Annotated in this window: 15 protein-coding genes; 11 read left to right on the plus strand and 4 right to left on the minus strand. The window is 67.8% G+C overall.

The features are described from left to right. Nucleotides 1-84 precede the first annotated feature (84 nt). Entirely contained in the window at nucleotides 85-861 is a 777-nt protein-coding gene (locus ACFXN1_RS27880; RefSeq protein ID WP_354836503.1) for an acyl-ACP thioesterase domain-containing protein, read from the minus strand. A 331-nt stretch (nucleotides 862-1,192) separates the two neighbouring features. Here ACFXN1_RS27880 and ACFXN1_RS27885 point away from each other — a divergent pair, with 331 nt between their 5' ends. The 3 genes from ACFXN1_RS27885 to ACFXN1_RS27895 all read left to right on the plus strand — a co-directional run bounded on the left by ACFXN1_RS27885 (nucleotide 1,193) and on the right by ACFXN1_RS27895 (nucleotide 5,375). Next, nucleotides 1,193-2,980: a protein kinase gene (locus ACFXN1_RS27885; protein WP_379463701.1), complete on the plus strand. Its 1,788-nt coding sequence runs from the start codon at nucleotides 1,193-1,195 to the stop codon at nucleotides 2,978-2,980. A 247-nt stretch (nucleotides 2,981-3,227) separates the two neighbouring features. Then, nucleotides 3,228-4,202 carry an NADPH:quinone oxidoreductase family protein gene (locus tag ACFXN1_RS27890; RefSeq protein WP_379399480.1) on the plus strand — a complete coding sequence of 325 codons (975 nt, stop codon included), beginning with the start codon at nucleotides 3,228-3,230 and terminating at the stop codon, nucleotides 4,200-4,202. A gap of 60 nt (nucleotides 4,203-4,262) precedes the next feature. Continuing rightward, a complete protein-coding gene (locus ACFXN1_RS27895; RefSeq protein ID WP_379441866.1) occupies nucleotides 4,263-5,375 on the plus strand; it encodes a winged helix DNA-binding domain-containing protein in 1,113 nt (370 codons plus the stop codon). 21 nt (nucleotides 5,376-5,396) lie between these two features. Here ACFXN1_RS27895 and ACFXN1_RS27900 read toward each other — a convergent pair whose 3' ends face one another. Continuing rightward, nucleotides 5,397-5,915 (minus strand): Lrp/AsnC family transcriptional regulator, encoded by a 519-nt coding sequence (locus ACFXN1_RS27900; protein WP_379441864.1) that lies wholly within the window; start codon nucleotides 5,913-5,915, stop codon nucleotides 5,397-5,399. 137 nt (nucleotides 5,916-6,052) lie between these two features. Between ACFXN1_RS27900 and hppD the strand changes: the two genes are divergently transcribed. The 8 genes from hppD (at nucleotide 6,053) to ACFXN1_RS27940 (ending at nucleotide 14,655) form a co-directional block, all read left to right on the plus strand. Continuing rightward, complete coding sequence (gene hppD, locus ACFXN1_RS27905; RefSeq protein WP_379441863.1) at nucleotides 6,053-7,288, plus strand: 4-hydroxyphenylpyruvate dioxygenase; 1,236 nt, start codon at nucleotides 6,053-6,055, stop codon at nucleotides 7,286-7,288. Between the two features lie 164 nt (nucleotides 7,289-7,452). Then, nucleotides 7,453-7,983 (plus strand): DUF3558 domain-containing protein, encoded by a 531-nt coding sequence (locus tag ACFXN1_RS27910; protein ID WP_379441861.1) that lies wholly within the window; start codon nucleotides 7,453-7,455, stop codon nucleotides 7,981-7,983. An 11-nt stretch (nucleotides 7,984-7,994) separates the two neighbouring features. After that, the gene (locus tag ACFXN1_RS27915; protein ID WP_354836489.1) at nucleotides 7,995-8,573 is read left to right on the plus strand and encodes a DUF3558 domain-containing protein; all 579 of its coding nucleotides are present in this window, start codon (nucleotides 7,995-7,997) and stop codon (nucleotides 8,571-8,573) included. A 277-nt stretch (nucleotides 8,574-8,850) separates the two neighbouring features. Further along, complete coding sequence (gene rpsL / locus ACFXN1_RS27920; protein ID WP_014353064.1) at nucleotides 8,851-9,225, plus strand: 30S ribosomal protein S12; 375 nt, start codon at nucleotides 8,851-8,853, stop codon at nucleotides 9,223-9,225. Next, entirely contained in the window at nucleotides 9,225-9,695 is a 471-nt protein-coding gene (gene rpsG / locus ACFXN1_RS27925; protein WP_030517120.1) for a 30S ribosomal protein S7, read from the plus strand. Before rpsL ends, rpsG begins: the two co-directional genes overlap by 1 nt. A 177-nt stretch (nucleotides 9,696-9,872) precedes the next feature. Then, the gene (gene fusA, locus ACFXN1_RS27930) at nucleotides 9,873-11,975 is read left to right on the plus strand and encodes an elongation factor G (protein ID WP_364614108.1); all 2,103 of its coding nucleotides are present in this window, start codon (nucleotides 9,873-9,875) and stop codon (nucleotides 11,973-11,975) included. A gap of 118 nt (nucleotides 11,976-12,093) precedes the next feature. Next, nucleotides 12,094-13,284 carry an elongation factor Tu gene (gene tuf / locus ACFXN1_RS27935; RefSeq protein ID WP_379399475.1) on the plus strand — a complete coding sequence of 397 codons (1,191 nt, stop codon included), beginning with the start codon at nucleotides 12,094-12,096 and terminating at the stop codon, nucleotides 13,282-13,284. Between the two features lie 174 nt (nucleotides 13,285-13,458). After that, the gene (locus ACFXN1_RS27940) at nucleotides 13,459-14,655 is read left to right on the plus strand and encodes a hypothetical protein (RefSeq protein WP_379463702.1); all 1,197 of its coding nucleotides are present in this window, start codon (nucleotides 13,459-13,461) and stop codon (nucleotides 14,653-14,655) included. A gap of 6 nt (nucleotides 14,656-14,661) precedes the next feature. On the opposite strand, the gene ACFXN1_RS27945 is transcribed toward ACFXN1_RS27940, so the two are convergent. Both ACFXN1_RS27945 and ACFXN1_RS27950 read right to left on the minus strand, forming a co-directional pair. Further along, nucleotides 14,662-15,441, minus strand: coding sequence for a glutamate racemase (locus ACFXN1_RS27945; protein WP_379441859.1), 780 nt, complete (start codon nucleotides 15,439-15,441; stop codon nucleotides 14,662-14,664). 114 nt (nucleotides 15,442-15,555) lie between these two features. Continuing rightward, nucleotides 15,556-16,776: an NAD(P)/FAD-dependent oxidoreductase gene (locus ACFXN1_RS27950; RefSeq protein WP_379441857.1), complete on the minus strand. Its 1,221-nt coding sequence runs from the start codon at nucleotides 16,774-16,776 to the stop codon at nucleotides 15,556-15,558. Between the last annotated feature and the right edge of the window lie 152 nt (nucleotides 16,777-16,928).

Below are 16,928 nucleotides of genomic sequence, written 5' to 3' on the forward strand. Positions count from 1 at the left end.
CGATTTCGCAGTTGCGCCACCGGCTCAGCTGAGCAGCATCCGATTCGGCTCGGCAGTATCGAATTCGGTTGGGCAGTATCGAATTCAGCTGGGCAGCGGCCCGATGCGCACCGCCGTGGTCGTCACCCCGCCCACCACGAACCACAGCCGCAGCGCCGCCGGATGCCCGGTCCGATCGCCCGGCTCGTACCGGCTGCGCACGCTGATGTGCTGGCGCGCCAGCACCGGCGCCACGTACTCGATGACCGCGCGATGCGGCCCGGCCACCAGCTTCGGGTAGTCGACCAGGTACTGCTCCACCGCCTGCCAGTAGGCCGCGTTGTTCACGTGGTTGTACTGGTCGATATCGGTGGCGCGCACCGGGAACGGCAGATCCACATCCGATTCCGGCGGCGTGGGGTCGGTCAGCCAGGGCCGCCAGCGCAGCCGGTGCTGATCGGTGGTGCGGGCGAGCTCGGCCAGGCCCTCGTCGCTGATCCGGGTCGGCATATTGGTGAACTCGTTGATATTGATCCAGAACCCTTCGGTCTCGATCAGACCGCCGTTCTCGCTGGTGATCCGCACCCGCATATTGGTCCACCGCGTCGACATGGCCGAACACCAGCGCCGCAGTTCCACCCGGTCCGGCCAGTGGATGGGCCGCACCACGTCCACCACGGTGCGCCGCACGATCCAGGCCGGATCCGTCCGATGGAAGAATCCGGATTGCATTTCCTCCCAGGCGATGTCCTGGAGGTAGCGGGCCACGGCATCGAATCGCAGCCGTTGATAGGGATCCACGTCGCCGGCTCGGACGGGCCACGCGGAAGCGAAGCCCATGCCCTCCTGGGGAAGCGGGGCGAGTGGCTCATCGAGTGACACTGGTGCTCCTCGCGCTGCACGGTGTGCCGCATGTCTTTCCAAAAGCACCGGTGAGGTGCCTACTGACCGAAGTCCGTGACATGACTCTACGGGGCGTGCGGGACACACTCACGTCGAGTCACCTGTACTTCTGTTCGGGGAACGACAGTGTTTCTCGGCTGCGGAGATCAGTCCAGCCGAATGGGAAACGGCACTGTTCGGGGCTTGACGGGGTCGTCGCGCACTGTCGCGGTCATCGGCGGAAGGACTGTGCCGCTATCGAGGGAATGACAGTGCGTCATACGGCCCGTAGCCTTTCCTGTTGTATATCCAGCGGCAGGGAGGACGCAGGGTGGCCGCAGGGGCGAGGGCCGGTTCGCGGTTCGGGCAGTACGAGTTGCGGCGGCTGCTCGGGGTCGGCGGCATGGGCGAGGTCTACGAGGCCTACGACACGGTGCGCGACCGGGTGGTCGCGGTGAAACTGCTGGATGTCGATCTGGCGCGGCAGCCCACCTACGTCGAGCGCTTCCGCCGCGAATCCCGCACCGCCGCCAAACTCCAGGAACCGCACGTCATTCCGGTGCACGACTGGGGTGAGGTGGACGGGGTCCTGTTCATCGACATGCGGCTGGTGCGCTGCCTTCACCTCGAGTTATACCTGCACTATTCGTGCCCGATCGCGCCCTCGCATGCCGCCACCGCGTTGCAGCCGATGTCCGCCGCACTCGACGCCGCCCACGAGAGCGGGCTCGTGCACCGCGACGTCAAACCCGCCAATATCCTGCTCACCGGCGAAACCTTCGCCTACCTGGTGGATTTCGGCATCGCGCACACCGAGTCCGACGTCCAGCTCACCCAGACCGGCAATGCCATCGGCTCCTTCGCCTACATGGCCCCGGAACGTTTCGAGCACAATGCCTCGGTCTCGCCCGGCGCCGATATCTACGCGCTGGCCTGCGTGCTCTACGAATGCCTCACCGGCGGGCCGCCGTTCCGAGTGGAGGGCAATCTCGCCACCATCCGGGCCCACATGCTCACGCCCCCGCCGCGGCCCAGCGTCCGCGCCGGGGTCCCGGTCGGCCTGGACCAGGTGGTCGCCATCGGCATGGCAAAGGATCCGACCCGGCGCTACGCCACCGCCGGGCAGCTCGCCCGCGCCGCCCGGGCCGCGCTGATGCGGGCCGGCCACGGCGAGCCCACCCGCACCACCGTGCCGCCCGCCCCGCCGACCATCGGCTCCCCGGCCGTCCCGCCCGGGCACTCCGGGCCGAATTACCTCGACCAGCCGTCGGGCTCCGTCGAATACCCGCGTCCGGGTCACCCGTCCGGGTTCGGCAATGTCCCCGGGGGCGCTCATCCCTCGGGCCCGGTGGATTACCCCCGCGGCGGCCAGATTTCCGGCCCGCACACGGGGCCGGGCAACAACCAACCGACCGTGCTGCGCCCGATTCCCGCCGGGCAGGCCGGGTACCTGCCCGGTCAGGCGCCGTACGAGAACCCGGCAGCGTCCTATGCCGTCAACCCCGCAGCGCCCTACGAACACCCGGCCCTGCCCCGCGAGCACCCCTCCGCGCCGCTGCCGTTGCCGCCCAGGCAGCGCCACAACCTGCCGCTGCTGGTGGGCGCGCTCATCGGGGTGGTCCTGGTGCTGGCCGCGGTGCTCGCGTGGGCACTGCTGTCCGGCAAGACCGGTGGCAACGGTGCCGGCGGCGTCACGACGGTCACCGGTCCGGCGCAGACCACCGCCGCGTACACCTCCGTGACCACCGCCCGCACGACCGCCCCGACCACCACCCTGGTCCCACTCTCCGGCACCGTATCCGGTACGGACGCACAGGGTTTCACCGCACAGCCGCCGCGCTGCAATGCCGACGACCCGGCCATGGCCATCGGTCGCACCGACAAGTCGCGCCTGGTGGTCTGCCGCACCGCGACCGGCCGCTTCTACTACAAGGGCGTCCGCATCAGCGACAATGCGGGCATCCAGCTCGACGACCCGGTGCCCGACGGCACCGGCGGTTTCACGGTCACCAATCCCACCGACGGCACGCAGTACCGGATCACCGCCTACAGCCTGGTCATCACCACCGGCGGTCAGGTCGCGGCCAATGAGTCCATGATCGAATACGCCCATCGCTGAGCCGCGGCGACCGAATTCCTTCGTGCCCGCCGAATGATGTTGTTGCTCTCCGACTCCCAAGGCGGCAACTGATTTCGGAATGTTCGGGGTAACTCGACGGGTACGCCCGGAATTGTTCCGGCACCACCCGCAGGCACGGGTACGAAACCGGCAACGGCTCTCAGCCGTCCGCTGAAGGCACACGGGGAGGCGGGGGGTGCTACGTTCGGCTGGTATCCGCCGGTGAATTGATCGGAGTTGATCGAGAATGCGCGCAGCCGTGGTGAGCAAGCTGGAAGGCCCGGAGGCCATCGAGGTTCTCGAGATTCCCGAGCCGGCGGGGTATCCGGGCGGCGTCGTCATCGACGTGCACGCGGCCGGGATCGCCTTCCCGGATGTACTCATGACCCGCGGCCTGTACCAGATGAAGCCGCCGCTGCCCTACGTCGTCGGCTGCGAGGTCGGCGGCATCGTGCGCGAGGCGCCGGAGGGCTCGCACGTGCGGCCCGGCGACCGGGTGGTCGCGCTGACCCTGCTCGGCAACGCGGCCGCGGAAGTCGCGGTGGCGCCGGCGGAGATGGTCTTCAAACTGCCCGACAATGTCTCGCTGGAGTCCGGGGCGGGCGTGCTGTTCAACGACCTGACCGTGCACTTCTGCCTCCGCAACCGCGGCCGCCTGGCCCCGGGAGAGACCGTGCTGGTGCACGGCGCCGCCGGCGGCATCGGCACCTCCACGCTGCGCATGGCGCAGGCGCTGGGCGCTGGGCGCGTCATCGCCGTGGTCAGCACGGAGGAGAAGGCCGAAGTCGCCCGGGCCAACGGGGCCACCGACGTGGTGCTCACCGACGGCTGGCTGGCCGCGGTCAAGGAACTCACCGGCGGCCGCGGCGTCGACATCGTGCTCGACCCGGTCGGCGGTGACCGTTTCACCGACAGCATTCGCTCGCTGGCTTCGGCCGGGCGGCTGCTGGTGGTCGGCTTCACCGCGGGCGACATCCCCACCGTCAAGGTGAACCGCCTGCTGCTCAAGAACGTCGAGGTGGTCGGCGCGGCCTGGGGCGAGTGGGTCATGTCCCACCCGGGCTACCTGCAGGAACAATGGGCCGAGGTGGAACCGCTGCTCGCGAACGGCAAGATCACCCCGCCGGAGCCCGTCCTCTACGCCCTCGCGCACACCGCCGAGGCGGTCTCCGCCCTCGACAAGCGCACCGCCACCGGCAAGGTCGTCGTCACCCTCCGCTGACCCGGTTCGCCCGGCGCGATCGCGCGCGAACCGGGTGCGGCTCACGTAGCGTCACCGATCGTGAAGCTGTCCAACCGGGTGCTGAACCGGACCCTGCTCGCGCGTCAGCATCTGCTCGAGCGGTCCGGGCTCGGCGTGCACGAGCTGTGCGACCACCTCGTCGGCCTGCAGGCGCAGGACATGCTGCCGCCGTTCGTCGCATTGTGGAGCCGCACAGCCGATTTCGATCCCGAGATGGTGTCGAAGGCCCTCGACGACCGGTCGCTGGTGCGAATCACCCTGATGCGCGGCACCATTCACCTGGTCACTCCGCCCGACGCGCTGCGCCTCGCCCCGCACATCCAGCCGGAACTCGAAAAGATCCCCTTCCGTAAGGGTTTCAACTTCGGCGCGCTGGTCGGCCTGGATCCCGAGGAGGTGCGCGCGCAGGGGGAAGAGGTACTCGGCGACGAGCCGACCCCCGCCGCGACGCTGCGCGAACACGCCGCCGCCCGGTACCCGGACCGCGATCCCGGCGCGATCGTGCAGGCCTGGCTCTACCAGCTCCCCGTCCTGCAGACCCCGCCGCGCGGCCGGTGGGGCGACAGCAGCCGCCCGGTCTGGTCCCGCGTGCGACCCTGGCTCGGCGCATCCCTCGACCCCGGCTACCCGCTGGAGGAACTGCTGCTGCGCTATCTGCGCGCCTTCGGTCCCGCCACCACCATGGACATGCAGACCTGGTCCAAGCTCACCGGCATGAAGAAGGCCGTCGAGAAGCTCGGCGACCGGGTCCGCACCTACACCGACGATCGCGGCCGCACCCTCTACGACGCCGCCGACGCCACCCTCGCCGACCCGGATCTGCCCGCCCCCGTCCGCCTGCTCGGCTGGTACGACAACGCCATCCTGTCCCACCAGGACCGCACCCGCATCGTCCCCGACGGCAATGCCCCGCCCCTGCGCGCCTTCGCCAACCAGGTCTCCCCGATCCTGATCGACGGCTTCCTGTCGGGCGTCTACAAGGTGTTCGCCAAGGGCGACACCGCGTCGCTGCGGATCAGCCCGCACGCCGGCTGGTCCCGCGCCGACCGCGCCGCGGTGGAGGCGGAAGCCGCTGCTCTGCTGTCCTTCTCGGAACCGGACCGCAAGCCCGTCGTCGAAATCCTCGATCCCGGAGCGGACCTGCGCCTCTGACCATGGACGCGTTCCGGATTCTCAGTGCGCGGCGCGGTATGCCGGCGCTTTGCTCGACCCGGACGGGGTGAGCGTGCGCAGCAGCGGCAGGGTGCGCTGCGGGACGACGGTGGACAACACCACCACGCTGTGCGACCGCACCACCGAGCTGGTCCGGTCGATGCTCAGCAGGACCGCCTGCAGGCCGGCGTGCGAATCCGCGCCGATCCGGCACAGCACATCCCCGGAACCGGTGGTGGCATAGGCCTCCAGCACCCCGGGGATGGCGTCGAGGTCGGTGGCGACCGCTTCCAGCGCGCCCTGCGCGATCTCCAGCGTCACGAACGCCTGCACATCGAAACCGGCCGCGGTGACATCGATCTGCGGATCGTAGGAGGAGATCACCCCCGCCTCCTCCATGCGCGCGATGCGCGACTGCACGGTGGCCCGGGCGACCCGGGTGCGGCGGGAGAGTTCCAGAATGCCCGCCTTCTGGTACTCGTGCATGGCGGTGAGGATGGCCAGATCCAGCTCATCCAGCCGGGCGGGCGTGCGGGACATGGCGGAACCTCCGCTCGTGAGTTCGCTGCTATTCAAATTGTCCAGCACCCGGCGGCAGATGGTGGTGCAATTCACCAGAGTGTCCAGTGGAATTCGGCGATATTGCCTAGTCGCGCCGCTGGGCCTTTCCTGGGCACATGAGCATCGACGCAGGACACCACGGCAGCGCCCACGCCCGCCCCGGGTTCGCTCGGGCCCGATCCGGCGACCTGCCCGGCGACGACGAACTCCGCCGTCTCGTCGGCCTGGTGGACCACGATGCCGCCGCCGACCCGTTCCCGGTGCTGGGCTGGGACGCCATCGTCTGGGTGGTCGGCAATGCCACCCAGACCGCGCACTACCTCCAGTCCGCCTTCGGCATGCGGCTGGAGGCCTACTCGGGTCCCGAGACCGGCAATCGTGACCACAAGGCGTTCGTGCTGCGCAGCGCCGGCGCCCGATTCGTCGTCAAGGGTGCGGTGGATCCGGCCAGTCCGCTTGTCGCACACCACGATCTGCACGGCGACGGGGTGGTCGACATCGCGCTCGAGGTCCCGGACGTGGACCGCTGCATCCGCCGCGCCCGCGCCCAGGGCGCCACCGTGCTGGTCGAACCCCACGACGAGATCGACGACTACGGCACCGTCCGCACCGCCGCCATCGCCACCTACGGCGACACCCGGCACACCCTCGTCGACCGCTCCCGCTACTACGGCCCCTACCTGCCCGGCTACACGCCGCGTCGCTCCGCCTACGCCCCGCGGGCCGGGCAACCCCGGCGCATCTTCCAGGCCATCGACCACGTGGTCGGCAATGTGGAACTCGGGCGCATGGACGAATGGGTCGAGTTCTACCGGCGCGTCATGGGTTTCGAGAACATGGCCGAATTCGTCGGCGACGACATCGCCACCGAGTACTCCGCCCTGATGAGCAAGGTGGTGGCCAACGGCAACCACCGGGTCAAGTTCCCGCTCAACGAACCCGCCCCCAGCCGCAAGCGCTCCCAGATCGACGAGTACCTCGAGTTCTACCGCGGACCCGGTGTCCAGCACATCGCGCTGGCGACCGGCGACATCCTCGCCGCCGTCGACGTGCTGCGCCGGGAGGGCATCGAATTCCTCGACACCCCCGACAGCTACTACGAGGACCCGGAACTGCGGGCCCGCATCGGCCACGTCCGCGTCCCGGTCGCCGAACTGCAGCGCCGCGGCATCCTGGTCGACCGCGACGAGGACGGCTACCTGCTGCAGATCTTCTGCAAGCCCGTCACCGACCGGCCCACCGTCTTCTTCGAGCTGATCGAACGCCACGGCTCCCTCGGTTTCGGCAAGGGCAACTTCAAGGCGCTCTTCCAGGCGATCGAGCGGGAACAAGAGGCACGCGGAAACCTCTGAGCTGTGCCCAATTTGCCCTCCGCTTCGCTCCGGGCGGGTTCGCGGCGCTGGAGGTCTCGTTCTTCCCTCCCTCCGCTCAGTCCAGAACGAGACGCGCCGCGAACCATGGGGTTTCGCCGTCCACGCAACGGCTGCTCCTGGCTGCGCACAGTAGAGTCGGGTCCATGCGAATGGCGTCCGCGGTTGTCACGGGGTTGAGCCTCGCGCTGCTGGTGTCGGCGTGTGGGGGGAAGAGCGATTCCGGCGACGAACCGGGGTTCCACCCGCCGCAGAAGGTGGCGGCGCTGGGCCCGTTCGTCGGGGAGTGCGGCCACCTCACCGACGACGAGGTACGCGACCTGGGTGGGCTCGGCACCCTCACCACCGTCTTCAAGAACTCGACCGGCTGCAACTGGCAGGCCGGCGGAATCAGTTCCTCCAGCGTCACATTCGCCTCCTACCGCGGCAGCCCCATCGATCGTGAGAAGGCATGGGTCGCCAGTGTGGGCCGCACTCCGGACACCATCGAGGTGGGCGGGAAGAAGGGCTTCCAGGCCCTCGACCCCAGCAACGCCGTCTGCGATCTCGCGGTGCAGCTGGACGACGACTTCTTCGAATGGTCCATCTCCTACGGCGTATTCAGCAGCGGCAACCTCGGCAACCCGTGTGACCGCACCCGCAAGATGGCCGAACTGACCGTGCAGCGGCTCGGATGAGGGGGACCGGAATGTCAGGTCGATCCAGGCGGGTGCGCGGCGCGATCGCCCTCTCGGTGCTGGCCCTGACCGCCGCGCTGGGCGGCTGCGGCAAGACCGTCCCCGGCAGCGCGCTGCCCGCGGGCGGCACCACCGGCACCGGTACCGGCGGAACCTCGCGCATCAACACCAATTTCGACAAGCTGCTGCGCGAATGCCAGGTGGTCGCCCAGGACGACATCGCGAAATCGGTGGGCGACAACATGTATGTGGAGCCGTCCTTCAATGGCGCGGTCTGCATGTGGAACCTCACCGGCGGCACCGCCGGCAGCGGCATGGTCACCCTCAGCTGGTACGAGCTGGGCTCGCTCAACAACGAGAAGCAGAACAACGACCGCCTGAAGTATGTGACCAACGACATAACCGTGCAGGGCCGCCGGTCGGTGGAAACCCGTCGCCCGAACGATCCGGACTCCTGCGGCGTGAGCGCGCCGGCCGCGGATACCGGCATCGTCGGCTGGTGGGTCAACTACCGCAGCGGATCTCAGCATGCGGACCCCTGCGACGCGGCGCGCAAGCTGGTCGAGTTGACGTTGAATCTGGCTCGATAACGGCTCTACCAGCCCCGGTGGGGGGACCCTCTTTTGCCCCTGAAAGAGCCGACGAGTATCGTGGACCGCTGTGCCCGGAGCATGCGGGCAAGTTGATGTGCAGTACGTAGGCCAGCGAGAGCGGCTGACCGTTTCAGCATGCCTTGAAAAAGGCCTCTGAACTGTGCACGACACGCCCGACCTCGTGGAGACGAAATGCCATGAGAACAGGGCGGAAAGCTCGAATGACAAAGACATGAAGTTCCAGACACCTGGTTACTAAAAGGAAAGCCGGTCTATGCCAACCATCAACCAGCTGGTCCGCAAGGGTCGCCGCGACAAGGTCGCCAAGACCAAGACTGCGGCCCTCAAGGGGAGCCCGCAGCGTCGTGGCGTGTGCACCCGCGTGTACACCACGACCCCGAAGAAGCCGAACTCCGCGCTGCGTAAGGTCGCGCGTGTTCGCCTGACCAGCGCGGTCGAGGTCACGGCTTACATCCCTGGTGAGGGCCACAACCTGCAGGAGCACTCGATGGTGCTCGTCCGCGGCGGTCGTGTGAAGGACCTCCCGGGTGTGCGCTACAAGATCATCCGCGGCTCGCTCGACACCCAGGGTGTCAAGAACCGCAAGCAGGCCCGCAGCCGCTACGGCGCCAAGAAGGAGAAGAGCTAATGCCGCGTAAGGGTCCCGCTCCCAAGCGTCCCCTGATCAACGACCCGGTCTACGGCTCGCCCCTGGTGACGCAGCTGGTCAACAAGATCCTGCTGGACGGCAAGAAGTCCACCGCCGAGCGCATCGTCTACGGCGCCCTCGAGCAGGCTCGTGAGAAGACCGGCACCGACCCGGTCGTCACCCTCAAGCGCGCGCTCGACAACGTCAAGCCCGCCCTCGAGGTGAAGCCCCGCCGCGTCGGTGGCGCCACCTACCAGGTGCCGGTCGAGGTTCGTCCCGGCCGCGCCAACACCCTGGCGCTGCGCTGGCTGGTCAACTACTCCCGCGCTCGTCGCGAGAAGACCATGATCGAGCGTCTGGCCAACGAGCTGCTGGACGCCAGCAACGGCCTGGGCGCTTCGGTGAAGCGTCGCGAGGACACCCACAAGATGGCCGAGTCCAACCGGGCCTTCGCGCACTACCGCTGGTGACCTGTGGCCCGGCCCTCCGTTCGGAAGTGCCGGGAGACGAGTCACATGTCGGGCGCGACAGCTGAGCTGTTTCAAGCGAGGCACCACGCGTCGCGCCCGACGTTGACACCGAGGGCTTCGGAGAACTCGAGGCCTATCCCGTTGAATCCCAACTAGCTACGAGCGGGGAAGATTTCCGTGGCACAGGACGTGCTCACCGACCTGCACAAGGTCCGCAACATCGGCATCATGGCCCACATCGATGCCGGTAAGACGACGACTACCGAACGCATCCTCTTCTACACCGGTATCACCTACAAGATCGGTGAGGTGCACGACGGCGCCGCCACCATGGACTGGATGGCGCAGGAGCAGGAACGCGGCATCACGATCACGTCGGCCGCGACGACCTGTTTCTGGAAAGACAACCAGATCAACATCATCGACACCCCCGGCCACGTGGACTTCACGGTCGAGGTCGAGCGTTCGCTTCGCGTCCTCGACGGCGCCGTCGCGGTGTTCGATGGCAAGGAAGGCGTCGAGCCGCAGTCCGAGCAGGTGTGGCGCCAGGCCGACAAGTACGACGTCCCGCGCATCTGCTTCGTCAACAAGATGGACAAGCTGGGCGCCGACTTCTACTTCACCGTCCAGACCATCAAGGACCGCCTGGGCGCGAAGCCGCTGGTCATCCAGCTGCCGATCGGCGCCGAGGACACCTTCGAGGGCATCGTCGACCTGGTCGAGAACAATGCCAAGGTCTGGCGGGGCGAGACCAAGCTCGGTGAGCAGTACGAGGTCGTCGAGATCCCGGCCGATCTGAAGGACCGCGCCGAGCAGTACCGCCAGGAGCTGCTCGAGACCGTCGCCGAGTCCGATGAGGCCCTGCTGGAGAAGTTCTTCGGCGGTGAGGAGCTCTCGGTCGAGGAGATCAAGGGCGCCATCCGCAAGATGACCGTGAACTCGGAGCTCTACCCCGTGCTCTGCGGTTCGGCGTTCAAGAACAAGGGCGTGCAGCCCATGCTCGACGCCGTCATCGACTACCTGCCGTCCCCGCTGGACGTCGAGTCCGTGCACGGTCACGTGCCGGGCAAGGAGGACGAGGTCCTCACCCGCAAGCCGAGCTCGGACGAGCCGTTCGCGGCGCTGGCGTTCAAGATCGCCACCCACCCGTTCTTCGGCAAGCTGACCTACGTCCGCGTGTACTCGGGCAAGGTCGACTCCGGTGCCCAGGTCATCAACGCGACCAAGGGCAAGAAGGAGCGTCTGGGCAAGCTGTTCCAGATGCACTCCAACAAGGAGAACCCGGTTTCCGAGGGTGTGGCCGGCCACATCTACGCGGTCATCGGCCTGAAGGACACCACCACGGGTGACACCCTGTGCGATCCGCAGAACCAGATCGTGCTCGAGTCCATGACCTTCCCGGACCCGGTCATCGAGGTGGCCATCGAGCCGAAGACCAAGGCCGACCAGGAGAAGCTGGGCGTCGCGATCCAGAAGTTCGCGGAAGAGGACCCCACCTTCAACGTGAAGCTGGACCAGGAGACCGGCCAGACCGTCATCGGCGGTATGGGCGAGCTGCAGCTCGACATCTACGTGGACCGCATGAAGCGCGAGTTCAAGGTCGAGGCCAACATCGGCAAGCCGCAGGTGGCGTACCGCGAGACCATCACCAAGAAGGTCGAGAAGCTCGAGTACACCCACAAGAAGCAGACCGGTGGCTCGGGTCAGTTCGCCCGCGTGATCATCGGCCTGGAGCCCTTCGTCGGCGAGGACGGCGCGACGTACGAGTTCGAGAACAAGGTCACCGGTGGCCGCGTTCCGCGTGAGTACATCCCGTCGGTCGACGCCGGTGCGCAGGATGCCATGCAGTACGGTGTCCTCGCCGGATTCCCGCTGGTCAACATGAAGGTCTCGCTGCTCGACGGCGCCTACCACGAGGTCGACTCCTCGGAAATGGCGTTCAAGATCGCCGGCGCGATGGCCCTCAAGGAAGCGGCCCGCAAGGCCGGTCCGGTGATCCTCGAGCCGCTCATGGCTGTCGAGGTCACCACGCCCGAGGATTACATGGGCGAAGTGATCGGCGACCTGAACTCCCGCCGTGGCCAGATCCAGGCCATGGAGGAACGCAGTGGTGCCCGTGTCGTCAAGGCGCTGGTTCCGCTCTCGGAGATGTTCGGTTACATCGGTGACCTGCGGTCGAAGACCCAGGGCCGAGCGAACTTCTCGATGGTGTTCGATTCGTACGCGGAGGTTCCGGCCAACGTGTCGAAGGAGATCATCGCCAAGGCGACCGGCGAGTAGTTCGCTACCGGGACGGGTTTGCGAGAATCCGTCCCGAGTCGGTCGGCTGAACGACCCACCTGTAATACAAACCGCACTGCTGCAAAAAGCACGCACTAACTAGTCCAGGAGGACAACAGTGGCGAAGGCGAAGTTCGAGCGGACGAAGCCCCACGTCAACATCGGCACCATTGGTCACGTCGACCACGGCAAGACCACGCTGACCGCGGCGATCACCAAGGTGCTGGCTGACAAGTACCCGGACCTGAACGCGGCCTTCGCGTTCGACCAGATCGACAAGGCGCCGGAGGAGAAGGCTCGTGGTATCACGATCAACATCTCCCACGTCGAGTACCAGACGGAGAAGCGCCACTACGCGCACGTCGACGCCCCGGGTCACGCGGACTACATCAAGAACATGATCACCGGTGCCGCCCAGATGGACGGCGCGATCCTGGTCGTGGCCGCCACCGACGGCCCGATGCCGCAGACCCGCGAGCACGTGCTGCTCGCCCGCCAGGTCGGCGTGCCCTACATCCTTGTCGCGCTGAACAAGTCCGACATGGTCGACGACGAGGAAATCCTCGAGCTCGTCGAGATGGAGGTCCGCGAGCTGCTGGCTTCGCAGGAGTTCGACGAGGACGCGCCGGTCGTGCGGGTCTCCGGTCTGAAGGCGCTCGAGGGCGACCCGAAGTGGACCGAGTCGATCGTCGAGCTGATGAACGCCGTCGACGAGTCGATCCCGGACCCGGTCCGTGAGACCGACAAGCCGTTCCTGATGCCGATCGAGGACGTCTTCACGATCACCGGTCGTGGCACCGTCGTCACCGGTCGTATCGAGCGGGGCATCGTGAACGTGAACGAGGAAGTCGAGATCGTCGGCATCCGCGAGAAGGTCACCAAGACCACCATCACGGGCATCGAGATGTTCCGCAAGCTGCTCGACAACGGCCAGGCGGGCGACAACGTCGGTCTGCTGGTCCGTGGTATCAAGCGCGAGGACGTGGAGCGCGGCCAGGTCGTCATCAAGCCGGGCACCACCACCCCGCACACCGAGTTCGAGGGCCAGGCGTACATCCTGTCGAAGGACGAGGGTGGCCGCCACACCCCGTTCTTCAACAACTACCGCCCGCAGTTCTACTTCCGTACCACCGACGTGACCGGCGTCGTGACCCTCCCCGAGGGCACCGAGATGGTCATGCCGGGCGACAACACCGAGATGAGCGTCAAGCTCATCCAGCCGGTCGCCATGGACGAGGGCCTGCGTTTCGCGATCCGTGAGGGTGGCCGCACCGTCGGTGCCGGTCGCGTCACCAAGATCATCAAGTGATTTTCCGAAATCACTGGTGATTCTCTGAATCGCTGACGAACGGCGTCGCTCCGAAAGGAGCGGCGCCGTTCGTGTTTCCGCGCTCCGGTTCACCCGGTGCACCACGCGATCCAGTAGTAGCCTCGAGCGACGGGCCTGGCGGATCCGGAGGTGATCATGGCCGGTCGAGCTCGAATGTCCTGTGCGGCAGTGTGTTTCGCGGTGGTCGCACTGCTGGCCGGTTGCGCGGGTGTGCGGGGCATGCCGACCCCGGCCCGAATCGACGTCAGGGCATTGGATGTCGGCATGTACCCGCTGAATCGGGTGACCTACGACAGGCCCGCGGGTACCTATGGCGGCCTGGTCGAGGGCATGCGGATGTCGGGGGCCATGGCCACGGGGCTGCAGCTCGATCCCATGCTCACGGCGGGCCGTGGTGGCCACGTGCTGGCCGATGTCCATGATGCGGTTCGTCTGGGCGGCTTGGCCGATGCCACGCGCCCCGTGCTGGAACGAGATCGCATGCTGGCGGGCTACACGGCAACCGCCGCCGACCAGCCTCGGCCGAAATCCGATGCCACCACCAGCCCGACCGCGACGGTGATCACCACGGCCCTGTTGCGCTTCCCGGATGCCGATACGGCCACCCGGGCCGCGACCGAGCTGGAGGCCGCCGATTTCGATGTGGCCCCGGCGCTGAACCGCCGGCTGCTGCTCGCGGATTACGGTGCGGCGCATATCCATTGGCAACCCGGCGTGCCTACGGCGGGGGCTTTCCTGGCGCACGGTGATTTCGTGCTGTGGGTCTTCGCGCACCGCCCGAGTGCCGATGAAAGCGACCTGCTGGCCTGGTTGCACAAGGTGTTCGATGTGCAGATCCCGGCCCTGGACAGGTTCCGGCTCACGCCGGAACGGGACCTGCCGAATCTCCGGGTCGATGCCGAAAGCATGCTGGCGCGGATGATGACTCGCGATCGCGACCAGCGTGCGCCCAATGTGGAGAGCTTTGCCGTGCTGAGCCCGAACGCGATCGTGATGGGTAGCGCGGACGCCGGATTCTGGTCCCGGGCCTATGGGGACGCCGGCGCCGATCTGCTCGCATACTTGGACCGCGACACCCTGATTCGTGCGCGCGACGCGAAATCGGCTCGTGCACTGATGGATACGCTCGTGGCGAAACGTCACGACGAATACGTCGACGCCGACCCGCCCGCGCACGTGCCCGATGTGCACTGCCTGGTCCCCAAACCCGATGTCCCGTCCGCGGATGTGCAGGACGGCAAGTGTTATCTCGCCTACGGGCGCTATCTCGCGGCCGTCAACGACAAGGATCAGGCCGAAGCCAGGCGACGCGCCGCCGCGCAATATGCACTGCTGGCGAACAGTTTCTGACTTCCGTCAGCAGACCTGCGCCTGCGAGGCTGTCGCGCCGAGGAGGCGGCCGGACTCGAAAGCGGCTGCAGCGGTGGGGAGTTGGGCGGTGCGGCCGGAGGCCAGGACGCGGACGGTGGCGGCGCCCGCGGTGGGGCGGTCGAGGGCGTCCATGCGGCGGAGGGTTTGGCCGGCGACGGCTTCGGCACTGTCGAAGACGCGGACGCCCGGGGGGAGGGCGGTGAGGATGTCGTCCAGGACGAGGGGGTAGTGGGTGCAGCCGAGGACGATGCCCTCGGTGTCGGCGGGGGTGCGGGCGGCGGCGTCGGCGATGGCGTCGGCGATGACGGGGAGGTCGCCACGGTCGATGGCGTCGGCCAGGCCGTGGCAGGCGACGCCGGTGATGTCGGCGTCGCCGCCGAAGCGGGCGATGAGGTCGGCCTGGTAGGCGCTGGCGGTGGTGGCCGCGGTCGCCCAGACCGCCACCTTCCGGCAGGCCGCGGCGGCGGGTTTGATGGCGGGCACGGTGCCGATGACCGGCACGCCGGGGCCGACCATGGTGCGGACGTGTTCGAGGGCCTGCACGCTGGCGGTATTGCAGGGCAGCACAATGACTTCCGCGCCCTCGCCCAGGGCGAGGCGCGCGGTGTCCAGTACCCGGTCGATGACCCACTGCTCGGGCTTGGGTCCCCACGGCGCGCCGTCGGGGTCGTTGAGCAGCAGCAGGTCGAGATCGGGCCGCAGCTTCCGCAACCAGGCGGCCGTGGGGAGCAGCCCCAGTCCGGAGTCGATGAGCGCGACGATCACACCCTGCACGGTAGTGAAGGAACCGCCTCCGCCGCGAACCGCGGGTCGAAAAACCGCGTGGGCGTGGCGCAGCCGACCGCGGTGGAGAGCCTCAGCCGACCGCCGTAGAGAGGCTCAGCCGACCGCCGCCGAGGGGCGCAGGGCCGCGGCGAGCTGGGCGCGGGCCTTCATGACCTTGCCGGCCATGCTCGCGCCGACGACCGCGACGAGTTCGCCGCCGCGCAGGTAGTGGGCGAGGAACTTCCGCCCCTTGTCCTCGACGATCTGCACCTCGTCGGCGAGCGCCGGGATGCCGAGCACCTGGATCTTCATGTCGTACTGGTCGCTCCACACGTAGGGCACCTGCACCTCGGTGGACCGGTCGGCGCCCAGCAGCGCGGCGGCCAGCACCTGGGCCTGCTCACCGGCATTGGTCCAGTGTTCGACGCGCTTGTTGCGGCCGCTCGCGTGCGGCCAGGCGGCCACGTCGCCGACCGCCCAGACGCCCGGGACACTGCTCCGTCCGGTGTCGTCGGTGAGGACGCCGCCGCCCTCGGCGGGCGCGGCCAGCGGGATGCCGGAGTCGTCCAGCCAGCCGGTGACGGGCACCGATCCGATGCCGATGACCACCAGGTCGGCGTCGATCACGCTGCCGTCGGTCAGCCGCACGCCGCGGACGGTGTCGCCCTCGATGGCAAGCGCCGAGTCGTCCTCGATGACAAGCGATTCCACGCCGATCCCGCACCGCAGTTCGACGCCCTCGGTTTCGTGGAGCCGTGCCACCAGCGCGCCGACCTGTTCGCCGAGTGCGGCGAACAGGGGAGTGGGCTGGGGTTCGACGATGGTCACCGCGAGGCCGCGGGACCGGAAGCTGGCGGCCAGTTCGCAGCCGATGAAGCCCGCGCCGACGATGACGGCCTTGCGTGCGCTGCCGAGGTGTTCGCGCAGGGCGTGGGCGTCGGAGTGCGAGCGGAGCACGTGGACGCCGGAGACCTCGGGCAGACCCGGGATTCGCCGCGGCCGCAAACCCGTGGCGATCACGAGGGCGTCGTATCCGGCTTCGCTGCCGTCGGAGAGCCGGACCCGCCGGGCGGCGGTGTCGACGCCGGTGGCGGCGACTCCCAGCCGCAACCGGATGTGCTGCTCGGTGAAGAATTCCGCGGGCCGCAGGGCGGTGTCGTCGGTTTCGCCGCGCACGTACTGTTTGGACAGCGGCGGCCGGTCGTAGGGCGCGCGGTTCTCGTCGCCCAGCAGGGTGAGTTCGCCGGTGTAACCCCCACGTCGCAGCTCTTCGGCCGTGCGCAGTCCCGCGAGGCCCGCGCCGACAATTAGAACGTGTTCTACCGCTTGCGACATGCGCCAACCATAGCGGTTCCCGAGGTCACGCGCCGACGTGTCGACCGTCACACCCGAGATGCGGCCCAATCGTATCCGGGCATTTATTGATCGGGCGGTCAATCAGGAATACAACGGGATCAGAACATATTCCCTGGCCTTTCAAAGGAGGC

The organism is Nocardia sp. NPDC059154 (assembly GCF_042755705.1).
Taxonomy (GTDB): domain Bacteria; phylum Actinomycetota; class Actinomycetes; order Mycobacteriales; family Mycobacteriaceae; genus Nocardia.